General features: G+C 36.7%; 3 protein-coding genes. 2 read left to right on the forward strand and 1 reads right to left on the reverse strand.

Going from position 1 to position 2365, the window contains the following annotated elements:
- Both RLO81_RS12220 and RLO81_RS12225 read left to right on the forward strand, forming a co-directional pair.
- Positions 1-946, forward strand: a 946-nt coding sequence (locus RLO81_RS12220; protein ID WP_350111887.1) for an acyl-CoA dehydrogenase family protein, incomplete at its 5' end; no start/stop codon positions are given.
- A gap of 98 nt (positions 947-1044) precedes the next feature.
- A complete protein-coding gene (locus RLO81_RS12225; RefSeq protein ID WP_350111889.1) occupies positions 1045-1968 on the forward strand; it encodes a helix-turn-helix domain-containing protein in 924 nt (307 codons plus the stop codon).
- Here the strand turns inward: RLO81_RS12225 and RLO81_RS12230 are convergent.
- Positions 1954-2365: geranylgeranylglyceryl/heptaprenylglyceryl phosphate synthase (locus tag RLO81_RS12230; RefSeq protein WP_350111891.1), on the reverse strand; the 412-nt coding region annotated here is incomplete at its 5' end. The two genes, RLO81_RS12225 and RLO81_RS12230, sit on opposite strands and share 15 nt — an antisense overlap.

The following is a 2365-nucleotide window of genomic DNA, read 5'->3' on the forward strand; positions in this document are numbered from 1 at the left end:
TGTAAGTTATGTACTTGCCATGGAAGAGCTGTCCAAAGTTGATTCTTCATGTTCAGTAATCATGTCGGTAAATAATTCATTGGTTTGCTGGGGGTTGGAAAAATACGGCAATGAAGAGCAAAAGCAAAAATATCTTACCAAATTAACTACCGGTGAGCACATCGGGGCTTTTTGCCTATCAGAACCAGAAGCAGGTTCTGATGCTACCAGTCAACGAACTACGGCTGAAGATAAAGGTGATTATTACCTGTTAAATGGTACTAAGAACTGGATTACCAATGGTGGTACGGCCAATACGTACATTGTAATAGCTCAGACCGATCCGGAAAAAAGACATAAAGGAATAAATGCCTTAATCGTTGAAAAAGGGATGGAAGGATTTGTTGTGGGTAAAAAAGAAGATAAGCTTGGTATAAGAGGATCTGACACACACTCGCTTATGTTTACTGATGTGAAGGTGCCTAAAGCTAATAGAATAGGTGAGGATGGCTTTGGATTTAACTTTGCTATGTCAACGCTGAATGGTGGTAGAATTGGTATTGCTGCGCAGGCGCTGGGCATTGCATCTGGTGCCTATGAATTGGCACTTCAGTATTCTAAAGAACGAAAAGCATTTGGAAAACCTATTTCACAGCACCAGGGAATTCAATTTAAACTATCTGAAATGGCAACCAATATTGAAGCGGCCAGGTTATTGGTTCTTCAGGCGGCTGCCTTAAAAGACCAAGGTAAAAATTTTGTAAAAGAAGCCGCTATGGCTAAACTATTTGCTTCGAAAGTTGCTATGGAAACCACAGTAGAAGCTGTACAGGTTCATGGAGGTTATGGTTTTGTTAAAGAATACCACGTAGAACGTTTGATGCGTGATGCAAAAATCACACAGATTTACGAGGGTACTTCTGAAATACAAAAGATTGTAATTGGCAGAGAGATATTAAGAGACTAGTTAATTATGATCTGTAAAAATTTATACTTTTCTTGAAAAAGTACACTTCTATTTCTATTTTAATTTGTATTTTTGAGTTGATTTAATACACCTCGATAATGGAAGATTACAACAAAATAATTGAGTCACTAGGTATAAAATACTTAAAGTCCAATAATATAAAGGTTTCAACCCCTTTTACCCTCAAAGATTACGAGGAGACTGAAAATGCAATTTTGTTTCTTAAAAAAGGGATTATTCGCTTTGGTAAAGATCAGGATCTTCTTAAAGAAGGCAATGCAGTGTTTATACCAGCGAATAGGCTAACTCCTTTATCTTTTGGTGAGATCAACGAAAAATCAACCCAACTAAACTTAGAAGAGTTTGGTTTTAAGCAGTCTGAATATTTTAGATCTGCAGATTCTAGTGATGTTTCAAACGTGGTGGCTGATTTTACAATGGTTGTATTTGAAACGAAAGTTTTTGATACTGTTAATTTCTTTACCACATTAGACATTCCTGCTTTCTCACTTGAAAATAGTGCTGTAAATAACAGTATTTATGATATCGTGAAAGAAACCCAGGAGGAACGTTCCGGTAATCAGAGGGTGATTAAGCTTAAAACGGAACTATTGGTTATTGAAGTTATACGACATATACTTGAACGCAGGCTGTTTGTTGAGCAAATGGCTACGAATAGTACGTACTTCAAAGATCCTAGACTCATTAAGTTGTTTAAGTACATTAAAGATAATTTAGGAGGTGAACTAACAAATAAAGCACTGTCTGATGTGGCGGATGTTTCTGAAGATTATGTAGGCCAGTATTTCAAAACACTTACCGGCATCAATCCTCAGGATTATATCGAATACCAAAGAATGGAGTATGCAGTTAAACTTCTAAGAACTACAAAAATGAGTATTCGAGATATTGGTAAGAATTGCGGATACAAAGATACAGCTTATTTCTGTAGAAGATTTAAAATGATGTACGGTATACCGGCAGGTAAAATGAGAAAGAGAGAGACGTTAATGAATGTTTAATGTCTTATTAAAGTCATAAATTTTTTCAGAAACCTCAATCATCAGATTGGGGTTTTTTTCTATGGCGTTGCCAATAACAATAATATCGGCACCAGCCTTAAGAGATTCATTAGCGCTATTGCCGTTTCTAATACCACCTCCAACAATTAGGGGAACAGTAATAGATTCACTTACTTTTCGAATCATCTTAGGTGTAATACATTCTTTGGCACCGCTGCCAGCATCAAGATAAATCATTCCCATGCCCAAAAACTCACCTGCCAGTGCTGTTGAGGAGGCAATGGAATACTTATCTGCCGGAATAGGCACCGTATTGCTCATATAAGATGCAGCCGAATTGTTTTCAGAGTTAATTAATAAATATCCGGTAGGAATAATTTCTAAGTTACTGCGCTTT

This window comes from Fulvivirga sp. (assembly GCF_040220315.1).
In the GTDB taxonomy this organism is placed as follows: domain Bacteria; phylum Bacteroidota; class Bacteroidia; order Cytophagales; family Cyclobacteriaceae; genus Fulvivirga.

Coding starts and splice junctions, on each gene's coding strand:
- RLO81_RS12225 (WP_350111889.1), top strand. CDS start 1,045: ATGGAAGATTACAACAAAATAATTGAGTCACTAGGTATAAAATACTTA.